The sequence below is a fragment of the Spiroplasma sp. hy2 genome (assembly GCF_044714365.1).
In the GTDB taxonomy this organism is placed as follows: Bacteria; Bacillota_I; Bacilli_A; order Mycoplasmatales; family Mycoplasmataceae; genus Spiroplasma; species Spiroplasma phoeniceum.
This window is the reverse complement of the sequence record NZ_RXFZ02000238.1, coordinates 1-1,274: the sequence shown is the minus strand read 5'-3', so window position 1 is coordinate 1,274 and position 1,274 is coordinate 1. Positions and strand designations below refer to the sequence as shown.

General features: G+C 24.2%; 1 protein-coding gene. It reads right to left on the bottom strand.

Features of this window, described 5'->3' with window-relative positions; translation table 4 throughout:
• Positions 1-413: 413 nt before the first annotated feature.
• A partial coding sequence (locus EHV01_RS05725) for a hypothetical protein (RefSeq protein ID WP_422066621.1) occupies positions 414-1,274 on the bottom strand: 861 nt, incomplete at its 5' end.

The window sequence follows — 1,274 nt, the reverse complement described above, 5'->3', positions numbered from 1 at the left end:
AAAAWAAAANNANNNGATGGTATTTTAGAATGAATAGCACCACAAGAAAAACCATTTAATAAGGTTGATAATAAATATTATTATGTAGTATGGCGTGGTGATAAAAATCAAAAATGATATTTAAGTAAGTTTAATAATGATACAAAATTAGAAGATGGAAATGACAAAAAAATTAATAAATTAAATAATTCTACATTATCTTTATACTTTTATATCGATGCTAGTTTTCCAGTTTTAACAACAGATATTTTTTCAGAACATATAAAAATCCCTTGAAGTAGTAAAAGTAAGTATATTAATTCAGTTTATCGTTGAAATTTAGATACTAATGAACCTGATTTAATTATTGATGAAAACGGTAATGTAAAAGTTAAAGGAGAATAAAAAAAGAGATAATTAAATCTCTTTTTCTTTTACCTTGGTGTAATTGTGATTTTAATAGGGATATCACTATTATTTATCATACCCAATACACCCAAAGCATTAAGGTCTATTGTTATATCTTTATTATTACCTGCATAATTTAAATTAATTTGAGCCAACAATAATAACTGGGCAAATAATACTTTTATAAATCTAATTTTTAATTTCATATTATTTGTATAATATGCTTGTAAATATGTTTCTTTAATTTTATTATCATCATTATCAGATAATTTTGTTATTTGAAGTAAAAAATTAACTGCTCCACTTTTTTCTGTATAATAAATGCTTTTATAATTTCCACTTGGCAAACCAGTAGTAGAAGCAGTAGAGAATGTTTGAACTTCATTAGTTATATTATCAGTATATAAAGTTATAATATTATCAAAATTAATATTATCATTTTGTGGTAAGCCTTCTTTTTTTAAAGTTATATTAGACAATAAACCACTATTAAAATCGCAACTATTAGCCCCGCCTATAAGATTAATATTTCTATCCTTAATAAATCGCTCTATTTCAGGTTTAAAACATCTAACTTGTAAATTATTAAGATTACTTATTTCTATTGTTTTATAAGCATCTTGGAATTTACTAATACTTTGAATTGTTGGGTCAATTTGTCTTAAATCAATTTCAGTTTCACAATAACCTTCATTAAATTCATCAGAAAATAAATTAACAGGAGTACCATAATGTTGTGCTTTTTTACATTGTGGTGGTGCTGTAATTTTAGTTTTTAATGCTTGTCCTGTTTTAGCATCTCATATATCTTTGGTATATTCTGGGTAATTATATGGTACTGGCGGAAGAACATATTCTGGATAATTAAATGTTGGTATTTCATAGTR